Genomic DNA, 23879 nt, shown 5'->3' with positions numbered 1-23879 from the left:
GGAGCGAATGATGCAAAATACTGAGTATCAAGGCAAAGAGAAGAGGGGAATTCAGTAGATGGATAAAAAGGACGAAGCCTTACTGGAGCGTTTCGGCGAGCATCCGACGCCATTTTACTATTATGACGGGGATGCGCTGCATGCCCATGTCAGCTCGTTACTATCCCGATTGCACCCGGCCGTGCGTGTACATTATGCGCTCAAGGCTAATGGTAACGTAGCCTTGGCTGGGTTGCTGCGCTCGTTAGGTTGTGGTGTTGAGATTGCTTCGGCTGGAGAAATGTTCGTCGCTATGGAGGCCGGGTATGCTGCGGAAGACGTGCTGTACGCCGGACCGGGAAAAACAGTAGCCGAGCTGAACGAGGCGGTAGCCTGTGGAATCGGCTGTATTCATGTCGAATCGGTGAGGGAGCTGCGTCTGCTGGAGGACATTGCTGCCCAAGCGGGCCAGCTTGTCAGGGCAGCGGTTCGCATCAATCCCGATAACGACTTGTCTGGAGCAACGATTAAAATGGGCGGTGTTCCGCGCCCCTTTGGAGTGGATGAAGGGCAGCTGGATCACTTTTTTAAGGTGCTGGAAGATTGCCCGCACGTCAATTTTCAAGGTATTCAGGTATATACAGGTACGCAAATGTTGAAATCGGATCAGATTTTAGCTTCATTTGCGAATACGCTACAGTTGGCAGAACGGGTACAGGCTCAGTATGGTGTGGCAATGCATACGGTCAATTTGGGCGGCGGGTTTGGTGTACCTTATTTTGCTCATGAGCAACCGCTCAATATGGATCACGTCATTGACGGACTGAACGCACTCGCGGAGCAGACCCGAACCCGCATGCCCGGGGTTAAGCTAATCATCGAAAGCGGTAGGTATCTGGTCGCTCAATCGGGCATGTATGTCTGCCGAGCATTGTATACAAAGGAATCCAAGGGAGAGAAGTTTGTCGTGGCTGATGGTGGCATGAATCACTACGCCGCAGCTACTTTTCGAGGACGCCGCATTAGGGACAACTACCCGGTGCGAATTATGCGCAGGCAAGCGGGAGAATTGAAAGAGCCCAAAGAACGAGAAGTGGAAGCAACCCTATGGATGGGGCAGAGAGACGCTTCTGCTCAAACGGCTGTGGCTGTCGAACAATCATTAGAAGAGGTTGCAAACCGAATAGGAGGGCCTCTGGAAGAGGCATCCATGGAGCTTGAGACGGTAAGCATTGTCGGTCCGCTTTGTACACCCGAGGATTGTATTGTGAAAAAAGCGCAGCTTCCTCCGATTCACGAGGGCGATTATATTGCCTTTCCGAATGCAGGTGCCTATGGATTGAGCTATAGCCCACTACAATTTTTAGGACATGCTACCCCGACGGAGCTGCTCGATTTTCGTGGGGAGGTGCATGTCATTCGTGAACACGGTGACCGCACAGACCTGCTGCATCATCAGCGCATGATTCCGTTGCCTGAGGATGTGCAGTAAGTACGTAAAAAAACGCCAAACTCATGGGAACCGATATAAATCGGACCTGCGATTTGGCGTTTTTTACATGATGAGTAGGGTAGCATCGACTTATTGTTGCTTGGAGCTGCGCATTTCCTGACGCACAAGCTGCCATACCATAAAGATCAGTACAGCGATTTGTGGGACAAATGTTTCCCAAGTTGGATACATTCCCAGCCAGCTAATGGACGGAAGCGAGGAGGCAGTGTGCCCCGGAAGCTTACCGGCCACCTGAAGCGAATGAATACTTTCGCCCAGGAATCGGAATACGAGATAGTAAATCAGTACAGTGGCAGTCAGGAAAAAGGCGCGAATTGGCAATCGTACACTGAATTTAATGATCGCAAACGCCAGAATGACCAGAATAATCGTCGCTGAGCCAATGCCGATCAGCAATTGTGAGGTTTCGATGGCTGGAGCCATACCGACATAAAAGATAGCTGTCTCGGCTCCTTCACGCAGAATTGCGAGCGCAGAAACCGCAAATAGCGACCACAGGCTTCCTCGTGCCAGTGCGTTGCCCACGCTGTTTTCCACAAAGCGGTTCCATGCGGCAGCATTGGATTTGCTATGCAACCAGCTACCCACGGTCAGCATCAGCACGACCGCCACCAGCCCGGTGACACCCTCCAGCAGCTCACGCATGCTGCCCGATGCGGCAGCTGCCACCAGTGTGGTGAACAGCACTGCCAGAATTCCGCTCAGCACCAGCCCCGTTCCGGCTCCTGCCCATATCCAACGTCCAGCCACGGCTTCGCCGCTTTTTTTGGCATACGCCAGCAGAGCTGCGAGCACGAGGATGGCCTCCAGGCCCTCACGCAGCAAAATCAGCGCGGCATCCCACGCAGTGTAAGAACGTTCTTCCGTCAACGGACGGAGCCTGTTCAGCATCTGATCAAGAGTCTGAATGGCTTTGTCCGTATTCGGTGGAGAAGACAGCAGATATCCGGAAGTTTCGGTCATTTCATTTTCAATCGCAGTGTAAGACGTCGGATCGGAAATTTGTACATGTCCTTCGACGGAAGGCCACAGAGCGATAAACTGCACTACCTTATCAGCCGCTTGCTCTGATTGATTAGCTACAGCATCTTGGCGTGCGGATTCGAGCAAAGTGACTGCATCGGTCAGAGAAGCTACCGAACCATTTGCCGTTCCCGTAGCCGTATTGCCTGCATCTGTTCCTTGGCCTGTGTTCACAGACTTGCCCTGACTATAATCAGACAGCAGAGTCGTTAATTCCTGCATTTCCTTAAGAGCCTGTTCTTGGCGAATGGGCTCAGCTTGCATGGAGATGCGAATGAGACTGATTTTAGTTTCGAGCGAACTGTATACCGGAAAATTGTCCAAACGAATCGGTGTTTCTACCTGATACCAGGCTTTGACGATTCGATCGTAATCCACCCGGGCAGCAGCCCAATCGCCTTTTTGCATGGCGGCCAGACTGCCCTTCGCCATAGGAAGCAATTTTTCCGCTGCTTTGGCTCCAGCCGGGGCTGGTTTGTCCCCTTCGGCCGCAGTGACGTACTCATTGACCGAGCGCGCCAGCACGGATAAGGCAGCTTTCGCTGGTTCCCCGCCGCCACTGGCGAGTGTCTGCTCCGCATCGGTGAGTGCTTGATCTACAGCCGCGATGTGAGCTGAATCTCCGCCATTCGTTTTGGCGGCCTCCCACAGCGTGCGGAATTCTTTCAGATCCTTGGAGGCTTCCGTCCATTGAGCTTGTCCCGCCTCCACCAGCGCTCCGCCCACCACAGGCATCAGCTGATCATTGGTGACAGCTTTGGCATCCGTTTGTGCAAAAGCGACCGACCCGGAGCCGGACATGAACGGAGTGACGGTCAGCAGCAGAGCTGCCACCAGCACAAACACCCATCCCAAGCTTTTATTGCGCCGATTCATATAAATCCCCTTCCTTGCCTGCTGCTAAAATAACGTATCCCCGATGTAGCCGCCTTGCGATACACCAGGGAAGCAGGCGAACACCGCACTGCCTTTGTGTACAATGTATTCGTTCAGCTTGTCATTGCGTGCAAGCTTCTCCTGAATATGAACGAACTGCTTGAACAGATCACGCTGGTAGCTGATGAACAGCAGCCCGGCATCCAGCTGCCCTGTTTGCTTGTCCAATCCGCTTGAATACGAATAAGACCTCCGCAAAATATTAATGCTCCCGTCCCCATGAGCCAAAGCCACATGAGAGGTGGGAGGTGTAACTGGCTTGCCTTCCGGATTTTTGGCCGCCAGATCAAGCTTGTCGAACTCCTTGACCTTGCCGAGTGGGGCCCCGCTGCTGCGATGACGTCCAAAAGTATCCTCCTGGTCGCCCAATGTTGAGCGATCCCACACCTCTACCCGCATGCGTACACGGCGTACAGCCATATAACTGCCGTCGCCCATCCATGCTGGTCCGTCACTGGTCTGAGTCCACACCAGCCGATTCATCTCGTCTGCCTTGGAGGTGTCCGGGTTCCCCGTACCGTCCTTGAAGCCCAGCAAATTGCGTGGTGTGCTTCCCGCAGGATCGGCCTGTGCTGTTCGCTGGAAGCCTTCCTGCGTCCAGCGAAGCACCGCCGTTCCTCTGGCGATACGCGCCAAATTACGCAGGGCATGGAAAGCTACCTGCAAGTCATTGGCACATACCTGCACTCCGATATCGCCGCCGCACCATTGCTCCTCCAGGGCATCCCCTTGAAAACGGGGCAGCTCACGGAACTCGGCAGGTTTAAGCCTTGCCAGGCCGTATCGTCCATCAAAAAAGGATGGGCCCACACCAAAGGTGATCGTCGTGCGGGATGGCGACAATCCTGCCGCCTCGCCTGTATCGGAAGGAGGGAGGTTGAGATTTTCATTATCGTTGCCAAGGAGCACGCCAGAAGTCATTGTAGCGCTTGCTTCCGTCCAGGCTTTGAAGAGGCTACGCATCTGTTCCTTGTCGCTGGTTGTTAGATCAAAAGCGGCGAAGCAGATGAAATCCTGCGCCGGAGTCACAATACCTGCCTGATGCTTACCGTAAAAAGGGATTACATCTTTGGTATCCGCATCCGTCATCATGCTTTCGAGGCGTTGACCGGCTGACAGCACGGCTCCCACGCCCCCGCCGCCAAGCAGGAGGCCTAGTCCACCTACCCCGGCCAGCTTCAATAGGTCTCGGCGTGATACGGATTTGCTTTTTCCTGACGACTCATCTTCCACTAGCTTCGCATCCTTTTTTACCAGATCAGCCTGTTCATTATGGGATTCCGCATACTGCGGCTTTTCTTGCCCTTTTTGCCGCTTAAAGCCTTTCATATCATTACACTCCTAACAATTTCCCCATTTGGGACAACGGTTCTGCCAAGGCATCGAGGTTTTGGCTCAGCTTTTTAACTTCTTCCGGTTTCAGTTTTGTATACGATACATAGCCTTCTCCGTCTTTAAAAGGAGCCAACTCCTGCTGTAAGGCCGCAAAGCGCTCACCGATTTGTTTTTCCAATGCCGCATCTTTTTGGTTCAGATCTGTTTTCAAAATGTCATATATCTTTTGCGCGCCTTCTACATTGGCAGCAAAATCGTACAAATCCGTATGAGAATATCGCTCCTCTTCACCCGTCACCTTCGAGGTAGATACTTCATTCAACAACTCGACTGCACCCGTTACCATCAGGCTGGCGTCAATATTAACTGTTTCTACTTTGGCACGCAGCAGCTTGGCATCACTCAGCAGTCGGTCGGAAAACTCGTCCATTCCTTTGGTTGTGTTTTCTTCCCATAATGTTTTTTCAATACGGTGAAAGCCGCGCCAATCCGCTGCATCCACATCACCGTCACGTGCATCAATATTCGGGTCAAGATCACCCAGCGCCTCTGCAATCGGTTCAATCCGTTCATAGTACATACGTGCAGGGGCATATAGCGCCTTGGCTTTATCCAGTTCGCCAGCTTTGACCGCGTTCGTGAATTCTTCTGTCTTCTTCACAAATGTATCGCATTGCTCGATGGCATAGGTGCGGTAAGCGGCTACCGCTTGATCAAAATTGGGAGCAGAAGCGGCAGGAGTCGTTGTCTGTGTTGTGGCTCCTGCATCTTTGGTCGTTGCGGCAGGCTGCTGAGTAGCAGTTCCGGTTTGCCCGCAACCTGCGAACAGAATAGAAGAGACCAGCACTCCGGCCGGTACGGCATAACGTAGTTTCATAATCAATGAACACCCTTTCTGGCCAAACTGGCCCTGAACCATAGTCTGTTGCGCGATATCTATATCGAATTTTTATTTTGATAATGATTATCAGTCGCGGTTTTTCTTATCATAAGGCTGGCCCATATGCCTGTCAATACATAATTTAGACACAAAGTCCAACCCATCATTAAAACAGCAAGTAAGGTGCCTATGCCCATTTTTATCCGTATATTGAACCATACCTGAGCACATGACATAAAATGTGTTGACTGTATCCCTTAACCTTGTTACACCACACAAAACCCGAGCAAGGAGGGGTGAAATTGACGAAGGGTAACGACCACAAAAACAAGTTTTTGTTAACTCACCGTGAACGTGAAGTATTTGAACTGCTAGTGCAGGACAAAACAACACGTGACATCGCCGGACAGCTATTTATTAGCGAAAAAACGGTCCGAAACCATATTTCCAATGTGATGCAAAAATTGAACGTAAAAGGTCGTTCACAGGCGGTCGTAGAATTAATCAGGCTTGGCGAATTAAAAATCTGACCTCTCGTTCCTTGCGGGGTACAAAGTCTTCTCGATGATCCTTCGACAGTGAAGGGTGGTCGGGAAGGCTTTTGTTTTGTGGTATGTTAGCTGATCAAACCTAGTAAGTTTATTCTATATTTCAAATTGAGGAGAGAAGCTGGGAAATCTATTGTAAACGTAAAACAAGCGAGTGTCATAGCAATGGACATTCGCTTGTTTTGATCGTTTTTTAGTTTAGAAACGATAATCCTGAAGCTGTTCCTGGCAGTTATCTATTCTTGCTAGCTCTGATTTGGGATAGCCCAGTCGTTTTGTTTTATTACTGCACATCCAGCAGGAACAATGGATTTTTCCTTTGGAGAATACACCATCAAATTTGACGACCCATCCCCGGTGTGCTGAAAGCCGTTTTTTACGCTGAATAACACGTTTTCTGTGGTGCCTAAAATAAGCTCGATACCGATTTTTTTGATTAGGTTTCATTACCATCACGCTCCCTTGGGCAAAGGCTCAGCCCGCAGGAGAAACCAAGGGTATAAGTAATACTTCTACGGGCTGAGCATGATGGTAATCAGATTTAAAGGAAGAGACATGTGGCCACCTGCTTGGAATTATTTTAAAGGTGAAAGTGGGGAGTGGATGTTCATTAAATCAAAGTCAACAATTAATTTTGTTTTTAGCATAAAATCAATGCCTAATATGCCATCAAATCCATACGGCTCTTGAATAGAGCTTAGTTGAATTGGAAATGTATCTAATTGAATATGCCCGATTTTTAGATGAGGAATTACCTGTTCGTAGCAAATTTTGTGCCGCCCACCCCGTACATCCGCTTTGCTCTCCCGTTAATGAAATCAATGTGAATGCCGATTTGGGCTAGTAAATCCGTATCAAACACTGTTGCAGCGCACCCTGTATCGAACAATACGTTTGGTAATAGAGCAGTTTGGTTGTGATGTCTCAAAGTTAAGGAAACAATTGGCAAACCATTATGGAGGTTAATCTTCATGTACGCTGCCGTACTCCTGAGAAAAACTCTTCTACAACCTCGACATCGGATCGACTGGTATGGAACACATACAGTTCGCGTGACGGATACAGTTTGTGAAAATGTTTATACCCGCTCCAAGCATCTTTCGGGTTGTCGTAATCCTGAATAACCGCCATGTCTTCAAGATTGCGCACGCGATTATTGGAACTGGCTTTTATAGCCTCAACCAACACAAATCGCCTCGGATGTGATTCGGCAATTTCTTCCCATTTCATCGACTTCACCTCGCTCTTTTTGCTTTATTTTATTATAACATAATCGGGGGGACGGCAAGGAAGCAGTAACCTCTACCATGTGATCAGTCCCGTAACCCTTTTAAAAAGGATGAAGGCTTTTGTTTTACAGAATAACCGCTGAAATATGTGGGAATTTGCGTGTAAATGATGTACTATATATAGAAGGAAGAAACTACCATTAGAGATCATAGTGCAACTAACAGGAGTGATCAAAACATAAGACTGTACCACAAAGTTATACTAAGATAGAAATGCATCTGGTGATAGTCTAAGAATATAAATCCCTACAAAGCAGTATTCAGCATGACGACAGGATGGAAGATGGATCAGGTTTTGAGCTATACTTTTATATATAGGTGTTGAAGAAGAATCACAAGGCAGAAAAAGCTCATTGCTTCAGGTAGTAGGAAGTAGCTTTTGCCTAGAGCTACCTGTGGTATATTCTTGATCGGAGGTGAACGTTAAGACATATGACACCCAACCAACACTTGATGACTTATACGCTGAACAGCGGTATAAAGGGAACTGTCGACCTAACCAGTAAGCAGGTGCAGGAATGGATCAAAGCATATCGAATTGGCAGCAAGTTTGTAACGGTTGTGGGGAAACAGTATTTTGGTTTAAACCCTGAGTTGGTAGCAGATTTCAAGGTACATAATGAATACTCGGAGCAGAGAGAACACATATCCATAATACAGCCTGTAATGGAACGCAAAGCTGTAGAGCTGGACCCACTGGTAGAGGCGTACAGCCAGTATAAAACATTAATTCAGGTAGAATGTAAATGTGGTGCTTCCTATATAGAAGAGTCACCGCATAAAAGAACCAAGTGGTCATGCAAGGAGTGTAATAACATTGTGTTCCTAGATCGTAAAAAGGGCATGGTGGATACGGATAAAGGCAAGGCGTGGTACATGACCAACAAATACTATGTGGAAAGACAAAGCAACTGACAGATTGTCAGTTGCTTTCTAACCATACACTCACACCTCTTATGTGCTTACCGAGATATATTAAGTCTTTTGCCAAATAATAAAATTGATGTTTTTTGCGCTTTGTAGTACATTATCAAGTGTATTATAAGGAGGCTTCTCATGTACGGACATAGACAAGATGATACTTTATACATCATGACTTACACATTAAATAGTGGTATCAAGGGCACAGTGCCTTTGTCTAATCAACAGATACAGGAATGGCTTGAGTGTTACAGAATTGGCAAAAAATTCGTAACCGAGATCGGCAAAGAGTACTTTGGACTGCATGCGGAACTGGTGGCTGATTTTAAAGTGCATAATCAGTATTCAAGCTATCAGGAGGTTATTATCCCGATTCAACAGCCGGACACTGGCCTAAAAGAGTTGTCCCAGGCTTACAAATCAACAGAAACCTTAATTAAAGTAGATTGCAAATGTGGTACATCGTATGTAACAGAATCTCCCTTTAAGCGGACCAAGTGGTACTGCACCAAATGCCGGGAGATTGTTTTTCTCGACAACAAAAAGGGAATGGTGGATACCTCCAGAGGCAAGGCCCATTATATGACCAATAAGTATTTTGTGGAACGGGAAACAACTGGCGTATAAGCCGGTTGTTTTTTTGTTCGTAAGGTTTGTACATGTCCTGACTTTTCAAAGCCGATTGCGCTATAGTGAAAAAGGGGGCTTATGGAAATGTGGAGTATTTTGCTGAATCACGTTTTGTTGATAGGATTCCTGGCTGTTTTGATTCAACGGATCTACAAGCATCGCTTTCATCAGCAAAATGGTAGCAATTTTCTGCTATGCTTGTGGGGGATCTTGCTTAATCGGTACAATAGTTTGTTTGAACTGACAACGTTATATACGGTGTATACCGTTATTTTTGCAGTAGGAGCTTTGTTGTTTGGAGGTTACTGGCTTGTGCAGCTATTGGAAAAGGGGAAAGATAAATCTTGATATAACGATAGTCAGGTGGTGAACGTCATCCGGGAAGATCATACGAATGGTGCAAGAAACCGCATGAGCACGAACCATGTGTACATAAACGAAACGCTTCATTTGGAACAAATCATAAGTGACCTGCGGGTGATGGGCTATGTGGCTTTTCATCATCATCCGCAAATCACAGGTGAGATTGATGAGCTGGAGGCGTTAAAAAAGCAACTATTATCGTTTTTTCAACAGCATCATGTATTGTGGATTGAGCTTGATCCGCTAACGCAATATGTGGTGGTGAATAACATGGGGAAGGCAACGGTGCTCAAACTCATTGGTCGGAAAATGAACCCGCTACGGGATCTGAGAGCAAACGCTGCTTTGGCTGGACAGCCGCTGCATGAGTTGGATCGGGAGATAGAACGGCTCAATCGGCTAGCTCACCTGTTGCGCTACACCCGTTTTTCTTAAGCGACGGGACTAACGTAAAAAAAGCATTCACGAAGCATGGATGGTTCCATGCTGTGAATGCTTTTTAGTATTCTATTTTTTACCGCATAAGATGAGCAAATCTACTGTGACATACGGTAAATTTATTTCCTGCACTTGCTGCCAGTCTGCTTCCGTAGCTCCCCACGATAAGGGAGTCATATGGAGCAAAGGTTTCATGAGGTCGGCATTTAACATAAAACGATAGGTTAACCGTTCGGCGGATAGAAGTTTAAAATGATCTTTAAATCGGCTTAATATATTGTCATTCGAATAAGCAGGCTTATTCTTTTTCTGTTCATACAAGCATCTCAATTCCCGAAGATAATATTGTTCGGGAATGACCTTCAGGACGCAGCCGTCCTCCGAAAGGATTCTTGTAAATTCAGCATAATTAGAAGGGGATAAAATATTGAATACACCGTCAAATTGTTGATTTGAAAACGGACAATGAGCCAGATCCGCAACACACCAGAGGGTATGAGGATATTCTTTGGCTGCGGCCACAATACCTTCTTTAGACAGATCCATACCTACGCTTGTAAGCTCAGTGATTCCCTTCCAGGTCAGCTTATCCTGAATGTGGCTCAAATGAGTGCCTTCCCCGCAACCTGCATCGAGCAAGTAAAGGTGTGATTTTTGATCAAACAGTGGCTTCATAAATTTCATTATAGTGCTGCTTATCGCTTCATTTAAGGGATCGAAAAATCCGTTATTGCACATCATTCTTCTGGAGGAAAATAGTTGTTTATCATATTTAGTCTTATAGGACCGGGCGGCTAAATGTAAATACCCGTATTTTGAGAGATCATAGCAATGCTGATTCGTACATAGGAGGCTTTTACCTTCCACCATACGCATCGGTTGAGAGCATAGAGGACACCTAAAGAGATGTTGATGCTTTCCAATTAGGTCAGCCTTCATCTCGTGTTTATTCCATTTGGACACAGAAAAGCACCCCGTTCATTCGTATTTGGTGAATGAAAAAAGGCACAGCCAAATAGACCCAACCCATTTTCGGAAAAATGGTTGAGTTTTCATGAACTGTACCTCACATTACCGTAAACGAATAAACTGAATAATCATATTATGTAGCGCTCCTCAAAAAAAAATAGAAAGGGCTTTCGCCCTCTCTATTGTAACTTAGTCATAAGAAGTTGTCATGTGCTTACACCGATTTCAAAAACTCTACAATCGTCAGCAGACCCTTGTCAAAATTGTCCAAGTTAAAATGCTCGTTTGGTGCATGCAGGTTCTCATCTGGCAAGCCAAAGCCCATCAGCACGACTGGGGCAGTCAGCACACGGGAGAAGGTCTCCACGATTGGGATAGAGCCTCCATCCTTGGTAAAGAGGGCACGCACACCGTATACCTTCTCAAAAGCATCGGCCGCCGCTTGCAGAAACGCGTGTGACGGGTCGATGTTAAAGGCGTTCGCTTTTTCACCCTGTTGAATATCCAGGGTAGCTCCTGCCTGAACATGGGCGCGCAAATGGCGCTCGATTTTGTCCAGAATGTCTTGCGGATTCTGGTTAGCCACCAAGCGGCACGTGATTTTAGCATGAGCTTCTTTTGGAATGACCGTTTTCGTGCCTTCCCCTTGGAAGCCACCGTATACGCCGTTCAGCTCCAGTGTCGGACGTGCCCCAACACGCTCAACGAAGCTGAATCCTTCTTCGCCATAGAGAGAATCAAGTGCAAGATCTTGTTGCAGCTTGCTCTCATTGAAGCCTTGCTTCACGAATTCTTCTCTCATCTCTGCCGATAATGGAGCAACATCGTCGTAGAATCCTTCGACGCTTACGCCGCCTTTGTCGTCATGCAGGGTTGCCAGCAAGGACACCAGAGCATGCAGGGCATTCGGCACGCCGCCACCGAAAGAGCCGGAATGTAGATCTGTGTTCGCCGTGTGAATGGCGACTTCCAGTGAACATAGTCCACGCAAACCTGTGCAAATGGCAGGCTTCCCTTTTTCGATCAAGGAAGTGTCGGACACCAGTACAGCATCCGCGGCCAGACGTTCAGCTCCAGTTTGCAAAAACTCAAGCAAGTTCGGACTGGACACTTCTTCCTCACCTTCAATGCAGAATTTGATGTTCAGCGGCAATGTGCCTTCCTGCTTCAAAATGGCCTCAACTGCCTTAATGTGCAAGAAAACCTGCCCTTTATCATCTGTCGCTCCGCGCGCATACAATTTTCCATCACGGATGGATGGCTCAAACGGTGGCGTTTCCCACAGGTGAAGCGGGTCTACGGGTTGTACATCATAGTGTCCATACACGAGGATCGTTGGTTTACCAGGTGCGTGCAAATGATCCGCATATACCAGCGGGTGCCCTTTGGTTGGAATGATTTCAACGTTTTCCAGACCGGCAGCAGTCAGTTTGGAAGCCAGCCAATCAGCTGCTTGGTTAATGTCTTTTTTGTGCTCCGATAATGCTGAGATACTCGGAATGGACAACCACTCCTGTAACTCGCCCAGTTGTTGCTCTCTGGCTTTTTCAAAATAATCAGAATATCTCATAGACTATGTATCCTCCTTTTTCAATGTAAATCGTGTGAATGTTGCGCTATCCTCCGAACGAGGTCGTGGACGATATGTCTAGTTTACTACGTTTTGTGCTGAACGAAAAATAGGGAGATAAAAAACGATTCTACCCGGGTCTGTCCAGACCTGAGCAGAATCGCCCTTAACCAAGCATATGGATGTACTTATGCGCGAATGTCCAGTTGACCGCCAAGATGAGGCTGTACGCTTTTTTCCATCATCTGCACTAAAGCCTGTCCTTGTTCACTGGCCTGATCCTTAGCCATACTTAATACCTTCACACTTACAGCTTGAGCCAAGCTGGCCTGACTCATACCTGTTGATAATGCTGCGATATCCATGTTCCAACCCTCCTTCATTGTGAAGACTCTTTCTCTGTATTTATCGGTTGGAACGGTTATTTTGTTTCATCTAATTGGAATTGTGTCAGTAAATCTTGAAGCTGCTCTGCCAGACGGGTCAAATCTGCGGCAGACGAACCGATCTCTTCCATGGAGGCGAGCTGCTCCTCTGCGGCTGCGGACACGGTCTCCGTATGGGATGCCGCTTCTTCAGCGATGCGTGTAATTTCCTCCATGCTGCTGACGACTGAACTCGTTCCATCTGCGACTCCAGCGGTAGAAGCTGCGACGTTATCGAGCTGCTTCGCTGATTTGGCTACCGCTCTACGGATGCGAGAGAAGGAGCGACCGGATAGGTCAATGGAATTAATACCATCACTTACGCGTTCCTTGGCGGATTCCATAGCGATCAGGGCTTCAGATACACCGCTCTGTATCCCTTGAATCTGTTCACGAATTTGTTGTGCGGAATAAGCTGAGTTTTCAGCCAGCTTGCGGACCTCTGTCGCCACGACAGCAAAACCTTTGCCATGCTCGCCTGCACGTGCTGCTTCAATAGAAGCGTTCAATGCGAGCAGATTAGTCTGGCTGGCGATTTCCGTAATGACGGTGACAATCGTTCCGATTCGTCCAGAACGGTCACTCAAAGCACTGATGATGGTATCCAGTTCTTCCACGGTAGTGCGAATGCCATCAATGGAAACGACGCTGTTGCCGATATGCTCGCTGCCTGCATCCGACGCCTGAATGGCCTGTGCGGAGTAAGTGGTCATTTCAGCCATGGTTTCAGTCATAGCGGTAATGTCTGTTGCCATGCCGCTAATCCGTTCCTGATTATCTTTAGCGCTGCCCACTTGGCGTTCGCTGCCTGCAGCCACATCTTGAATGGCTATGGTCACATGCTCGATAGCCCGGGTCGTTTGTTCTGCACCTGCTGCAAGCTCTTGCGAGGATGCCGACAAATTGCCTGTCATCGCTTGAATTTCTTTAATCATGTTACGCAGGTTATCTACCATTTGTTGAAAATATCTTGATAATTCACCAATTTCATCTGTACTGGTCGTAGCCACGTTTATCGAAAGATTACCTTGGCTGATGGCATCCATAGAATTACGTAATCTTTGGATGGGCTTAAGTATACTGCTGATTAGCCACATTGCGAGCACACCAATGATGATGGCTGCAATCACCAACACGATGATCGTCGTGATAAGAATCGGTTGGGCGGAGGCACTGGTTTCTGCTTTATCCATCGTTCCAGCAATTCTCCAGCCTGTCAGCGTATTGGTTTTGAAAATCAGGTGTTTATCTACGCCATTAATATCGTAACTAAAGCTACCTTCTTTGGAGGCAAATAATTCAGGTATCGTTTCCCCCATTTTGGTACTTCCGCTGACTTCTGTCGGGTGGGTAACGATACGTTTAGTACCATCTAATATCATAATATAGCCATTTTGTCCGATTTTTAAATTTGTGATTTCTTTTAAATTATTTAGGTTCAGCGAAAGACCGAGAACACCACTGTTGTCAGGAAGTGTACGTGAAATATATACAACGGGGACCTTAGCCGTATTGAGTCCGACAGGGCTGATTACGGTTTGTCCGGGTTTCTCCATGGCCTGTTTGTACCACGGACGTTCACGAGGGTCGTTTGTGGAGCCTACGGCTTTGCCAATAATGAGTTTTCCTTCGGGAGTTCCTACAAACATATCAACAGCTTCCGCATGCATTTTTAAATACACTTGTAACCTTTTCAGGATGTCTTCATCTGCTTCAGCACTGTTATCACTAGCTGTCATCGTCGTAGAGTAATATTCGAGATCAGCGATTTTGGCTTGAATCGTTTGAGTAACTGCACGATCGGATGCGGTAACGCTAGTTGTCGCACTATCGAGTAATTGGCGGTCCGTCTGTTTATATGCTGCTTGATAAGAAAAAGAACTTACAATAATGCTTGGAACAAGCATGACCAGTAGAAATGCTGCTGTCAATTTCTTGCGTAGTGTTAATGTTTTGAGTCGTCTCAGTTGTTTCATCAAACCCCTGCTTTCTATCTACATATTCATTTCTAATATTTATACCATATGTATTTACTATCGGTTATTTTGAGCTGAATTGATAGATTTATTACTAATTTGTCCAATACGCTAAAGAATTTCTTGCATAGCATGGAGTATCTTGCAATTTGGAGGGATAAGGTATGGGTTTTTTTCTGGATATGAGAAGCTCCACCAATTCATCAAAAACAGGTGAGGGTCCCGATATACAGCTGGGTCCTATACCGGAGCGGTTCGGTTTGATCACCCTGCGGACCTTTCTTGTGCCGGGTCCGATTGTAACTTTTAGTGGTTCCATTGGCCTAATCGGTGAGCTTGGGGATACGTATGCGGTTGAAATCGTGCGTGGAGCCGACTATGATCCGAGTGAGGTAGTCTACCGCGCCGAGGGGGTACTGGGCGTGACTGGGGCTAATGAAACGCAAGCTTTTAATGCACAGGATCTATCTGCTCCCTGGGCAATACAAACAGTATATTCTTCTTATATTTCTGGTGTATCGACCACTGTTCGTAATGGTCCAGAGGTATTCACGGGCATTGCTTCGACTCCGTTTTTGTAAATATATCAGGTGATTATTTCTATAGTAAATGCTCGCTGCCTGTTCGTGGTTCTCCTAGGATAGTCCGCTGCGCTAACTAGCCACGAGCATAGACAGACATCTGCTGCAGACTCGTGGCTATAATTCTCAACAACAACACCCAGAGCACAAATGACCTAGTTGTTGTAATTTCCTTTATGAGCGTGTTCTACAGAGTTGATTGTGCTTCTCGGATTCTATTTCTTTAGAATCTCTCGCAAATACACTGTCAACTCATCTGCTGCTTTGGCATGGGCGGAGAGCCCGGGATGGCTGCGAGATCCTATCGTTTCTTCCGTCGTGTTAGGCAGTTGGAATACAGACACATTCCGATCCCTCGTTTTTTTCTTGTACGCGTCTACCGCTCGGTAGATTGAGGGCATCATCGGAGTACCCAGCATCCCATAGGCCCACACAATATGGGCAGCAGGATTGCAGGTCCGAAGCTTGACAAGAAAACGTACGATAGCGCTTTCAAAAGATTGTAAATCTTCTTCATTGAATGTGCCGTCCTCGTTCAAGCGTTGCTTGTACACTTTCCCGCTTGCTGGGTCCGTCCATGCAGGAGAATAAAAGGCTCCCCCGTCATTAGTCCCCAAATTCACTACGACCACGTCCGGCTGCCATGAGGTAAAATCATAATCTGAAAATGCCCCTAATGCTTCATTTCTCTCACCGGTCAGCACACCACATATCTGCTCATAATATGCCGGTATGTTCGCATGCGGATTATTATCCCAGCTTGTTAGGACACCCCATCCGCTTTGTGATAACACTCGGTAGTCCGCATTTAGTGCTTCGGCTGTTATGGCTGTATAATTGCGTAGTGCTGTGAACAGCATGGGAACCCAGTCTGTCTCCTCCTTCGCTCCAATCGTTCCTTCTCCCGAGGTAATGCTGTCACCGATAAATTCCACCTTGAGGGGCTTATCAGTGACTGGCAGCAATTCCCCATCAACCTTCAGGGCATGAATTTGCAACAAGCAGCGCGAGTCCGAACTCATAGGCTGGACATCCTTGACCACACGGACATTTTTGACCGTGTCAGGGTTCAACCCTCTCAAAAGACAGATCCAATGCCGTCCTGCGGTCACCATCAGGCGACTCATCGGAACCCCATTGATGACAATACTGATCCAGGGTTCAAACACCTGGTAACCGGCCTCAATTTCAATCCACAGCTCTGAGCCTTTGATATTCAATTCAATGCCACTGCCTGTCCAAAACAGAGTAAGAGGTGTACGTGTTTGCGTAGTTCGACCATGAACCTTTACATGCTTTGCTTTTGTAAGTGGATATGTCTTCAATCTCTTGTTATGTGACATTTCAACATCCTCCTCATAATTTCTAAATGAATGCTAGTTTCTGTAATATTGTAAAAGAAGTGACAGGAAATCTCAAATTCTATTTCTAAACAAGCAAGGGCCCAAGGCTTTATATGGATTATTCTTTTCGATCACGGACTTTAGGAAAATGTATGATAGCAAAAAGCACCAGCAAACTGAAATTTGCTAGTGCTTTTTTGATATACGGAGCAAAGATTACTTGTTAAGTGGATTTTTTCACAAATTATCTTTATTCATTAATTAGCTTTGCCGAACATGACGATATTAATCGCCTTGCCGAAGTCTATACCTACTTTGCCAGTTAGCTCTGCTGTTTTTTGTGCTAACACGACTGCATTGACACCACAAGAGAATAGCGCAATATCAAAGTCATCTTTGTGTGCTGCGATCCATTGGAGTGTTTCAGGCATTTGTTCATATTGATGAAATGCCAGCGTGTGCGCGATATTCAGCCTGTACGGATCGGCCTCAAGAACAGGCTTTACTTCAGCGGCCGTCCGGGTGACCAGCAGAATGCGTCGATTTTTCAGCATGTCCCAGAAAGCGGGTGTCTCAGCCAAATACCGATTCAGGCAGGCGTGGCAGGTCAGCGCGGGGGAAAGAGCATAGTGAGCAAAGACCTGATCGGTCAGCTCCCGCTTCATATAGGATGGTGCTTTAATAGATTCGTCATCATATGGCAAAATGCCAGCAATGCTAGCTTTGCTCACTGCCTCAGCCACCGCGTCCCGTAGTTCCGTATTCGGTAGAAACAGTCCCTTTTGACCGAGATTGGCTTTGACCGCCCAACGTTCCTGTAATACCTTTTCCATCGGCCAGACGGTGTCCTGCGACAACACCAAATTTTCACCATCCCCAATACGAATGAGCGAAAAGGACTGGTGCTGATCGAGTGCCAGCTTCAATCGTTTCAGTACCTCGTCAATCTCCAGATACCTTGGATTCGTCATAACATGTTACCTCCCTGTCGTTCCTGCTTGTTCAACTTTTCAGATGGAGCAAAAAACTTTGTATTCTATCATATGTCGAAAGCGAAAAGGTTTTTGTATGAACGACTATTCTTTTTGGATTCTACCTATTTTTACAAGATTCGTTGCATCTGTACGTGCCGTTTCAGAGGCGTCTTCATAACTTGAGAGAAGACGGTTGAAAGGGAGGAAGATCAATGAATCGCAAGATTGTAATTGAAATTAATTTTAATAACTATGGGATGAATCCCAACCGCCTGACACGTGAGTGGATCAGCGAGCGACTGGATATATTCAGAACCTTTACGCTGCGTAGTTTACTCAGTCAGACAAATACGGATTTCTTATCTGTCGTCAAGCTGGCGGGCGGATGCAGTGACATTGTGGAAGAGGAACTAGCCCGACATGAGCCCATTCCCGACCACATCCGTTTTGGTACGAGCATCGAAAGTAAACGTCGAATTCATGCGTACATCGAAGGCGCGGACGAACTGCTCATTGCTCGAATAGATTCCGACGATTTATACCACCAGTCATTTGTACAACAGTTACATGATTACAAGTTTCAACCGGAGACGGTTGCGCTGGTGAACCAGATGGGTTACCTGTGGGATGCGGTTGAGGGGCAGATGGCACCGGTGTTTCACCGTTCGCCTTCTTTTTATGTGTTTCGCTATCAAGTGGAGGATTTTCTAAATGATTACCGTGTCGTCATTCCTGGGAAGGGTACGCACGGATATGTAACGGAGCTGCCGCATGAGGTCATTCCACTTCGCAACTATGTGAACGTCATTCATGCCGCAAATACTTCGGTAAAAAAAGTGCCGGCGAAGGATCGGCTGTCAGAGAATGAAATGAATGCTGTGCTGGCTGAATTTCTGGGAACAGACATTGCCAATTCGTAACGGTCAGGAGGAGATTATATTGTTTAAAGGAAAAAAACTGCTAGTGACCGGAGGCACGGGATCTTGGGGGCAACGCCTAACGGCTGAATTGCTGAAGGAGGGACCGGCGGAAATCCGGATATTCTCACGCGGTGAATTTGCACAGATTGCCATGCAGCGGCAATTTCAATCTGATCCTCGCCTGAATTTCATGATTGGAGATATTCGCGACCTTCAGGCATTGCAGGAGGCATGTCGCGGAGTGGACTATGTGTTCCATTTGGCGGCATTAAAGCATGTCCCTGTGTGTGAGAAACAGCCGGAAGAGGCCTTCAAGACGAACGTACACGGTACGGAAAATGTGATCCGGGCCAGCATTGAGCATGGAGTCGCCAAGGTAATTGATGTCTCTACAGACAAGGCGGTAGACCCGGTGAATGTATATGGCATGACGAAGGCGATCGGTGAAAGACTGATGATCCGCGCCAACACTTTAAGTGAGCGTACTCGCTTTGTGTGTATTCGCGGCGGCAACGTGTTGGGGACGAGTGGAAGTGTCGTGCCCCTGTTCAAGCACCAGATCGCGGAAGGGCAGGATTTAACGCTGACGAGCCCAGATATGACACGCTTCTTCCTCACGCTCGGAGAGGCGATTGGCTTACTGCTGAAGGCTTCTGTCACGGCAATTGGGGGAGAGACCCTTGTGATGAAAATGAAGGGCTGCAATATTGCAGATCTGGCAGAAGTGATGAAAGAACAGGCGGGACAGCCTGCGTTGAAAGTGAAGGAAATTGGTATACGTGGTGGGGAAAAGCTGCATGAGGTGCTGATTTCGCCCTATGAGGTGCCGCATACGTATCGCTATGATGACCGTTATTTTGTTATTCTTCCCCAGCAAGCAGACGAGCGCTTACTGAGCCAATATGGTGGATTGGAACGAGTGAGCTTCGATCAATATCGCTCGGACGATGAGTTAATGGATCGCGCTGGAATTGCTGAGCTACTGCGAGGCATGGAGTAACAATGAAAGAGGTGGGTATTTTGCAGCTTATGGAAAAAATAACTAAAGGAACTGTAAAGGTTGCGGTAATCGGCCTCGGTTATGTAGGGCTGCCCATGGCAGTGGAAATGGCACAGGCTGGTTATGATGTATATGGTGTAGATTCCGATCCTGTCAAAGTAGCCAAGCTGCTTCAAGGAAAGTCTTACATCATAGACATTGGCGATGATGCATTGGAAGGTCTGATCGGGCAGCAATTGCATCCAGTTACGGATATCAAGGTGCTGGAGCATGCGGACATCGTCGTGATTTGTGTGCCTACGCCGCTGACAGACGGACATCAGCCGGATACGTCCTATATTGAAACGGCTATTGATCAGGCCATACCTCATTTGCGTAGACAAACACTGTTGATTCTGGAAAGCACCACCTATCCGGGAACGACCGAGGAACTGATTCGGCCGGTGATAGAGCAGCGCAGGGGCTGGACGGTAGGTAAGGATTTCTATGTGTGCTTTTCACCGGAACGTGTTGATCCGGGCAGCATTCATTTTAATATTCGCAACACACCCAAGGTGATCGGCGGTTGCACGCCGGATTGTCTGGCAGCGGGAGTGGGTTTTTATGGCTCCTTTTTGGACCAGATTGTTCCAGTCAGCTCGACAACCGTGGCGGAAGCCGCCAAGCTGTTCGAGAATACGTTCCGTAGCGTCAACATTGGAATGGTCAATGAGCTGACAGCCGCCTGTGAGAAAATTGGCATCAATATATGGGAGGTACTGGATGCAGCGGCAACCAAGCCATTCGGCTATATGCCTTTCTATCCGGGACCTGGCATCGGGGGGCACTGTATCCCGGTTGATCCGCTATACTTGTCATGGAAATCCGAGCAGCATGGTTTTCCACTGGAATTCGTGGACTTGGCAGATCGCATGAATCGGCGTATGCCGCTGTATATTGCGGAGCGAATTGAAGCCATGCTCGCTCATAAAGGTAAAGCCATAAACAAAGCCAAAATCATTCTGGCAGGTGTGGCCTACAAAAAGGACATTGATGATGTTCGGGAATCCCCAGCTCTTGTCCTGTTTGAACATCTAATAAAAATGGGAGCTTCGGTGAGCTTCACCGACCCATATGTATCGAGCTTTAAGCTGAACGGTGAAGCAATCCCATCTCGAACGGCAAATGCTCAGCTATGGGAAAGTGCAGATATCGTAGTCATCACGACAGACCATTCTGTGGTGGATTACCAACAGCTGGTCGACCATGCCCCGCTGGTCTTCGATACACGTAATGCGACCGCACATTGTACAGGTGGACATGTCGTGATCTTGGGGCATCCCGGTGATGGAGGGGGCGCCGCTGTTGGCTAACCGTGATCAGGTAAACGAACGTTATTACGGGCAGATCAATTCGGAGGAATCTCATGAAGCCACCCGCAATAGAATTCACTGGATTTGCCGCCATGTACAGGGGCGTACCGTGCTGGATGTTGGGTGCAGTCAGGGGATAACGTCCATTTTGCTTGGACGGGAAGGCTTTGAGGTAACGGCTATTGATTTGGAAGAGGGCAGCATTTCTTATGCAAAAAAAGAACTTCGTCAGGAATCCGCACCAGTCCGGGGAAGAGTCCACTTTCAGTTAAAGGACATTTCACAATTTGAGCGTCCTCCCGGTGGATTTGATACCATTATTTTAGGGGAGATTTTGGAACATTTTGCGCATCCCGACACCCTGCTGGCTCATGCTTACCGCTTGTTGAATAAAAAGGGAACGCTCGTCTTGTCTGTACCTTATGGATACCATCCTTTCCATGATCACAAGCGGACTTACTATGCTGGGAGCCTCTCCCGTGTGTTGTATCCTTATTTTGATGAACAAGCGCTGGAGGTACATCACAAATATTTGTGCTTTGCCGGCCGCAAGAAGTCGAAAGAACTGCGTGAGGTCAAACCAGAGGTAGCGCATCTGAATGAGTGGATGAAACTGGACGAGGAACAATTTCGACTGGTGGAGCAGCAGCATGTTCGCAAAATGAATCAGCGAAAGGCCGCACTCGACAAGGCGGTACAGCGAATCCGGCATATGGAGGAACAACTTTTGCCGATGGAAAGGTATGTACGTGCCGAACAGCTAGTCAAGACGCAGGCTGAAAGGAGAGGTGCATATACTGATGGCGAGTCTACCGGAAAAACGAAGGCAGATTCAGCCAAAGGTAAAGGGGATGACGTGAAGTCATGACTGAGCATCCAATGACCATCAGCTTGTGCATGATCGTAAAGAACGAGGAGCAGACACTTGCACGCTGTCTGGATTCGGTCGCAGACCTGATGGATGAAATCATCATTGTGGACACGGGATCGACGGATCAGACGAAGACGATAGCAGCCCGCTATACGGATCGGCTTTATACGTTTGAATGGAAGGATGATTTTGCAGCCGCCCGTAATGAATCGTTTGATAAGGCGACGTGTTCCTACATCATGTGGCTGGATGCGGACGATGTGCTGCTGGAGCCGGAGCGTGAGCGCCTGCGTGCCTTGAAGCAGCGTTTGTCTATGGATATCGACGCAGTGGTAATGCCACTTCATTTGGCAGAGGGGGAGCAGGGTGAACTGTTGTTCACCTCACGCCGTATCCGTCTCGTGAAGCGTGAGCGACAATATCGCTGGGAGGGACGTCTGCATGAGGATTTGGTGATACCTCAAGGGCAAATCGTTCATTCAGATGTGGCAGTCACACACCGCCGAATGCAAGACCACACGCTCCGTAATCAACGTATTCTCGCCAGGTGGATCAGCGAAAGCGGCAAGCTGGAGGGGCGTCTGCTGTATTTGCATGCCAATGAATGTTTTGACCGTAAAGAATATGCCGAGGCGGCAGAGGCGTTCAATCATCTGTTGGAGGAGCCGAGCGGCTACCGGGAGGAGAGGATTACCGCTTGTGCGCGCTCGGCGGAATGCTATCTTCACCTCGGGAAGCCGGAGCAACAGCTGGATAGTCTGTTACGCTCCTTTCGATACGGTGTACCGCAATCAGACTTGTGCTGCATGATCGGTGACTGGTTTTTCACACGAAACGAATGGAGCACTGCCGCATACTGGTATGAAAAGGCATTGGAGCAACAGCATCACCTTCCGGGTATGCGACCTGTTCCGCTGCCATGCTACTCCTGGTTACCTCATGTGCGGCTCAGCCATTGCTACGCCCATGCAGGTAAGCTGGACGCTTCGTATGAGCATAACCAAACCGCTTTACGCTATTTACCTGACGACCCGCATTTACTGGATAACGAACGCAAGCTCAGGGAGGCTATTTCCAACTCCTCACCCTCAGCCCGTTCCTCAAAATAGTTCAAGCTGTTCCGGCCCGTTATCCTCTTCGGGTGGCTTGCGAGGTGGAAAAGGTTTAGGGTCCATGCCAAGCATGGTCATGAGCTGCTTGGCGTTAGCAGCGGCGTCTCCACCTGAGTTGTTGTTGAAAATAACGCACACCTCACGGCTTTGCTGCTCCAGCTCCAGCAATCTGTCTCTCCATTCGGTCAACTCTTGTTCATTGTACCGATACAGATAACGAACCTCCCGCCAATTAGGCGCGGAGCTTTGATTCCAGCCCGATATGTTCCGTCCGTGGAGACGTACGATTGTCAGATTACCGTCTGTAGCCAACGGCACAATGGGAACTGACCCCAGTCCCGCCTGCGGCTCGTCGCATACGCTGTGTATCCAGCCTTCTTCACGCATGAATGCCAGCGTTTGTTTCCGAAAATCGGGTGTGAACCAGCTTTGATGTCTGAATTCAAGTACGGATGGGACCTCTCCCATCCTTTTTTTCGTGTCTCGCAGTACAGCGACATTCTCACGTGTACAGTCGAACCAGGGTGGGTACTGAAACAGTACGGCTTTAAGCTTGCCCGCTTCGCGAAGAGGCTGTATAGATGCATGCAGTGCTTCGTACATGGCATCTATTGTTTTGAAGTAAGGCTGCTTGCCGCGGGTATGTCCAGTCATGCCTTGATAGGCTTTGACGAGAAATGAAAAAGAGTCTGGGGTTTCCGCCGCCCAGCGTGCCATACGATCTGTGGGCTGCACCGCATAGAAAGAACTATCCATCTCTACTACCGGAAAATGGCTTCCATAGACGCTTAGTTTTTGGTTAGCTTTGGTGCCCGTTGGATACAAGTCATCGTGATCGCCCCAACCCGTAAGTCCAATTTGAATCATAACTTTGCTGCTCCTTTCTCTTATGAATACTTCTAAAAGCGTTCCCATGAATCATTTTAATGAT

At 47.9% G+C, this 23879-nt stretch carries 25 protein-coding genes and 1 pseudogene; 12 read left to right on the top strand and 14 right to left on the bottom strand.

Features of this window, described 5'->3' with window-relative positions; translation table 11 throughout:
* The first annotated feature begins 58 nt into the window (after positions 1-58).
* Positions 59-1471 carry a type III PLP-dependent enzyme gene (locus MKX30_RS08780; RefSeq protein ID WP_341062730.1) on the top strand — a complete coding sequence of 471 codons (1413 nt, stop codon included), beginning with the start codon at positions 59-61 and terminating at the stop codon, positions 1469-1471.
* Positions 1472-1561: 90 nt separating this feature from the next.
* Here the strand turns inward: MKX30_RS08780 and MKX30_RS08775 are convergent, their stop codons facing one another.
* From MKX30_RS08775 to efeO, 3 genes are read right to left on the bottom strand one after another with little or no spacing between them, the layout of a single operon-like run.
* Positions 1562-3391, bottom strand: coding sequence for an FTR1 family iron permease (locus tag MKX30_RS08775; RefSeq protein ID WP_339200796.1), 1830 nt, complete (start codon positions 3389-3391; stop codon positions 1562-1564).
* A gap of 24 nt (positions 3392-3415) precedes the next feature.
* Positions 3416-4780 (bottom strand): iron uptake transporter deferrochelatase/peroxidase subunit, encoded by a 1365-nt coding sequence (gene efeB, locus MKX30_RS08770; RefSeq protein WP_075154673.1) that lies wholly within the window; start codon positions 4778-4780, stop codon positions 3416-3418.
* Positions 4781-4784: 4 nt separating this feature from the next.
* Positions 4785-5663, bottom strand: a complete 879-nt coding sequence (gene efeO, locus MKX30_RS08765; RefSeq protein WP_028541511.1) for an iron uptake system protein EfeO — start codon at positions 5661-5663, stop codon at positions 4785-4787.
* A gap of 305 nt (positions 5664-5968) precedes the next feature.
* Here efeO and MKX30_RS08760 point away from each other — a divergent pair, with 305 nt between their 5' ends.
* A complete protein-coding gene (locus MKX30_RS08760; protein ID WP_007431813.1) occupies positions 5969-6196 on the top strand; it encodes a helix-turn-helix domain-containing protein in 228 nt (75 codons plus the stop codon).
* A 216-nt stretch (positions 6197-6412) separates the two neighbouring features.
* On the opposite strand, the gene MKX30_RS08755 is transcribed toward MKX30_RS08760, so the two are convergent.
* From MKX30_RS08755 to MKX30_RS08745, 3 genes are all read right to left on the bottom strand, one after another.
* The gene (locus MKX30_RS08755) at positions 6413-6661 is read right to left on the bottom strand and encodes a hypothetical protein (protein ID WP_075154672.1); all 249 of its coding nucleotides are present in this window, start codon (positions 6659-6661) and stop codon (positions 6413-6415) included.
* Between the two features lie 304 nt (positions 6662-6965).
* Positions 6966-7187 carry a hypothetical protein gene (locus MKX30_RS08750; RefSeq protein ID WP_235322313.1) on the bottom strand — a complete coding sequence of 74 codons (222 nt, stop codon included), beginning with the start codon at positions 7185-7187 and terminating at the stop codon, positions 6966-6968.
* Positions 7184-7444, bottom strand: a complete 261-nt coding sequence (locus MKX30_RS08745; RefSeq protein ID WP_023990050.1) for a hypothetical protein — start codon at positions 7442-7444, stop codon at positions 7184-7186. The genes MKX30_RS08750 and MKX30_RS08745 overlap by 4 nt, the downstream gene beginning before the upstream one ends.
* Positions 7445-7935: 491 nt before the next feature.
* On the opposite strand from MKX30_RS08745, the gene MKX30_RS08740 reads away from it, so the two are divergent.
* From MKX30_RS08740 to MKX30_RS08725, 4 genes are all read left to right on the top strand, one after another.
* Entirely contained in the window at positions 7936-8418 is a 483-nt protein-coding gene (locus tag MKX30_RS08740; protein WP_023990049.1) for a hypothetical protein, read from the top strand.
* 141 nt (positions 8419-8559) lie between these two features.
* Positions 8560-9051, top strand: a complete 492-nt coding sequence (locus tag MKX30_RS08735; protein ID WP_013311697.1) for a hypothetical protein — start codon at positions 8560-8562, stop codon at positions 9049-9051.
* 87 nt (positions 9052-9138) lie between these two features.
* The gene (locus MKX30_RS08730; RefSeq protein WP_023990048.1) at positions 9139-9402 is read left to right on the top strand and encodes a hypothetical protein; all 264 of its coding nucleotides are present in this window, start codon (positions 9139-9141) and stop codon (positions 9400-9402) included.
* Positions 9403-9465: 63 nt separating this feature from the next.
* Positions 9466-9852 (top strand): hypothetical protein, encoded by a 387-nt coding sequence (locus MKX30_RS08725; RefSeq protein WP_202404018.1) that lies wholly within the window; start codon positions 9466-9468, stop codon positions 9850-9852.
* A gap of 72 nt (positions 9853-9924) precedes the next feature.
* Here MKX30_RS08725 and MKX30_RS08720 read toward each other — a convergent pair whose 3' ends face one another.
* The 5 genes and pseudogenes from MKX30_RS08720 to MKX30_RS08700 all read right to left on the bottom strand — a co-directional run bounded on the left by MKX30_RS08720 (position 9925) and on the right by MKX30_RS08700 (position 14795).
* The gene (locus tag MKX30_RS08720; RefSeq protein ID WP_226887829.1) at positions 9925-10539 is read right to left on the bottom strand and encodes a methyltransferase domain-containing protein; all 615 of its coding nucleotides are present in this window, start codon (positions 10537-10539) and stop codon (positions 9925-9927) included.
* 123 nt (positions 10540-10662) lie between these two features.
* Positions 10663-10794, bottom strand: a pseudogene (locus MKX30_RS08715) (putative RNA methyltransferase); the annotation flags it as partial.
* Positions 10795-11038: 244 nt separating this feature from the next.
* Entirely contained in the window at positions 11039-12394 is a 1356-nt protein-coding gene (locus MKX30_RS08710) for a dipeptidase (protein WP_341062727.1), read from the bottom strand.
* 188 nt (positions 12395-12582) lie between these two features.
* Positions 12583-12759, bottom strand: a complete 177-nt coding sequence (locus MKX30_RS08705; protein ID WP_023990044.1) for a YjfB family protein — start codon at positions 12757-12759, stop codon at positions 12583-12585.
* 56 nt (positions 12760-12815) lie between these two features.
* On the bottom strand, positions 12816-14795 hold the full coding sequence (locus tag MKX30_RS08700) for a methyl-accepting chemotaxis protein (RefSeq protein WP_023990043.1): 1980 nt from the start codon (positions 14793-14795) through the stop codon (positions 12816-12818).
* Between the two features lie 164 nt (positions 14796-14959).
* Between MKX30_RS08700 and MKX30_RS08695 the strand changes: the two genes are divergently transcribed.
* Positions 14960-15376 carry a hypothetical protein gene (locus MKX30_RS08695; RefSeq protein ID WP_023990042.1) on the top strand — a complete coding sequence of 139 codons (417 nt, stop codon included), beginning with the start codon at positions 14960-14962 and terminating at the stop codon, positions 15374-15376.
* 215 nt (positions 15377-15591) lie between these two features.
* On the opposite strand, the gene MKX30_RS08690 is transcribed toward MKX30_RS08695, so the two are convergent.
* Together MKX30_RS08690 and MKX30_RS08685 are read right to left on the bottom strand one after the other, a co-directional pair.
* Complete coding sequence (locus MKX30_RS08690; protein WP_341062726.1) at positions 15592-16719, bottom strand: SGNH/GDSL hydrolase family protein; 1128 nt, start codon at positions 16717-16719, stop codon at positions 15592-15594.
* Positions 16720-16976: 257 nt separating this feature from the next.
* On the bottom strand, positions 16977-17690 hold the full coding sequence (locus MKX30_RS08685) for a GT-D fold domain-containing glycosyltransferase (RefSeq protein ID WP_023990040.1): 714 nt from the start codon (positions 17688-17690) through the stop codon (positions 16977-16979).
* Between the two features lie 215 nt (positions 17691-17905).
* On the opposite strand from MKX30_RS08685, the gene MKX30_RS08680 reads away from it, so the two are divergent.
* The 5 genes from MKX30_RS08680 to MKX30_RS08660 are packed head-to-tail and all read left to right on the top strand — an operon-like array spanning position 17906 to position 22945.
* A complete protein-coding gene (locus MKX30_RS08680) occupies positions 17906-18613 on the top strand; it encodes a glycosyltransferase family A protein (RefSeq protein WP_068941740.1) in 708 nt (235 codons plus the stop codon).
* Positions 18614-18632: 19 nt separating this feature from the next.
* A complete protein-coding gene (locus MKX30_RS08675; RefSeq protein ID WP_076264926.1) occupies positions 18633-19613 on the top strand; it encodes a polysaccharide biosynthesis protein in 981 nt (326 codons plus the stop codon).
* A 2-nt stretch (positions 19614-19615) separates the two neighbouring features.
* Entirely contained in the window at positions 19616-20965 is a 1350-nt protein-coding gene (locus MKX30_RS08670; RefSeq protein ID WP_023990038.1) for a nucleotide sugar dehydrogenase, read from the top strand.
* Entirely contained in the window at positions 20958-21833 is an 876-nt protein-coding gene (locus MKX30_RS08665; RefSeq protein WP_069080432.1) for a class I SAM-dependent methyltransferase, read from the top strand. The genes MKX30_RS08670 and MKX30_RS08665 overlap by 8 nt, the downstream gene beginning before the upstream one ends.
* Positions 21830-22945, top strand: coding sequence for a tetratricopeptide repeat-containing glycosyltransferase family 2 protein (locus tag MKX30_RS08660; RefSeq protein WP_076264928.1), 1116 nt, complete (start codon positions 21830-21832; stop codon positions 22943-22945). The genes MKX30_RS08665 and MKX30_RS08660 overlap by 4 nt, the downstream gene beginning before the upstream one ends.
* On the opposite strand, the gene MKX30_RS08655 is transcribed toward MKX30_RS08660, so the two are convergent.
* Positions 22937-23815: a DUF72 domain-containing protein gene (locus MKX30_RS08655; RefSeq protein WP_341057159.1), complete on the bottom strand. Its 879-nt coding sequence runs from the start codon at positions 23813-23815 to the stop codon at positions 22937-22939. The genes MKX30_RS08660 and MKX30_RS08655 overlap by 9 nt on opposite strands.
* Between the last annotated feature and the right edge of the window lie 64 nt (positions 23816-23879).

This window comes from Paenibacillus sp. FSL P2-0173 (assembly GCF_038008045.1).
Classification (GTDB): Bacteria; Bacillota; Bacilli; order Paenibacillales; family Paenibacillaceae; genus Paenibacillus; species Paenibacillus polymyxa_B.
Note: the sequence above shows the minus strand (reverse complement) of the source record. Positions and strands in the feature narration are given on the sequence as shown.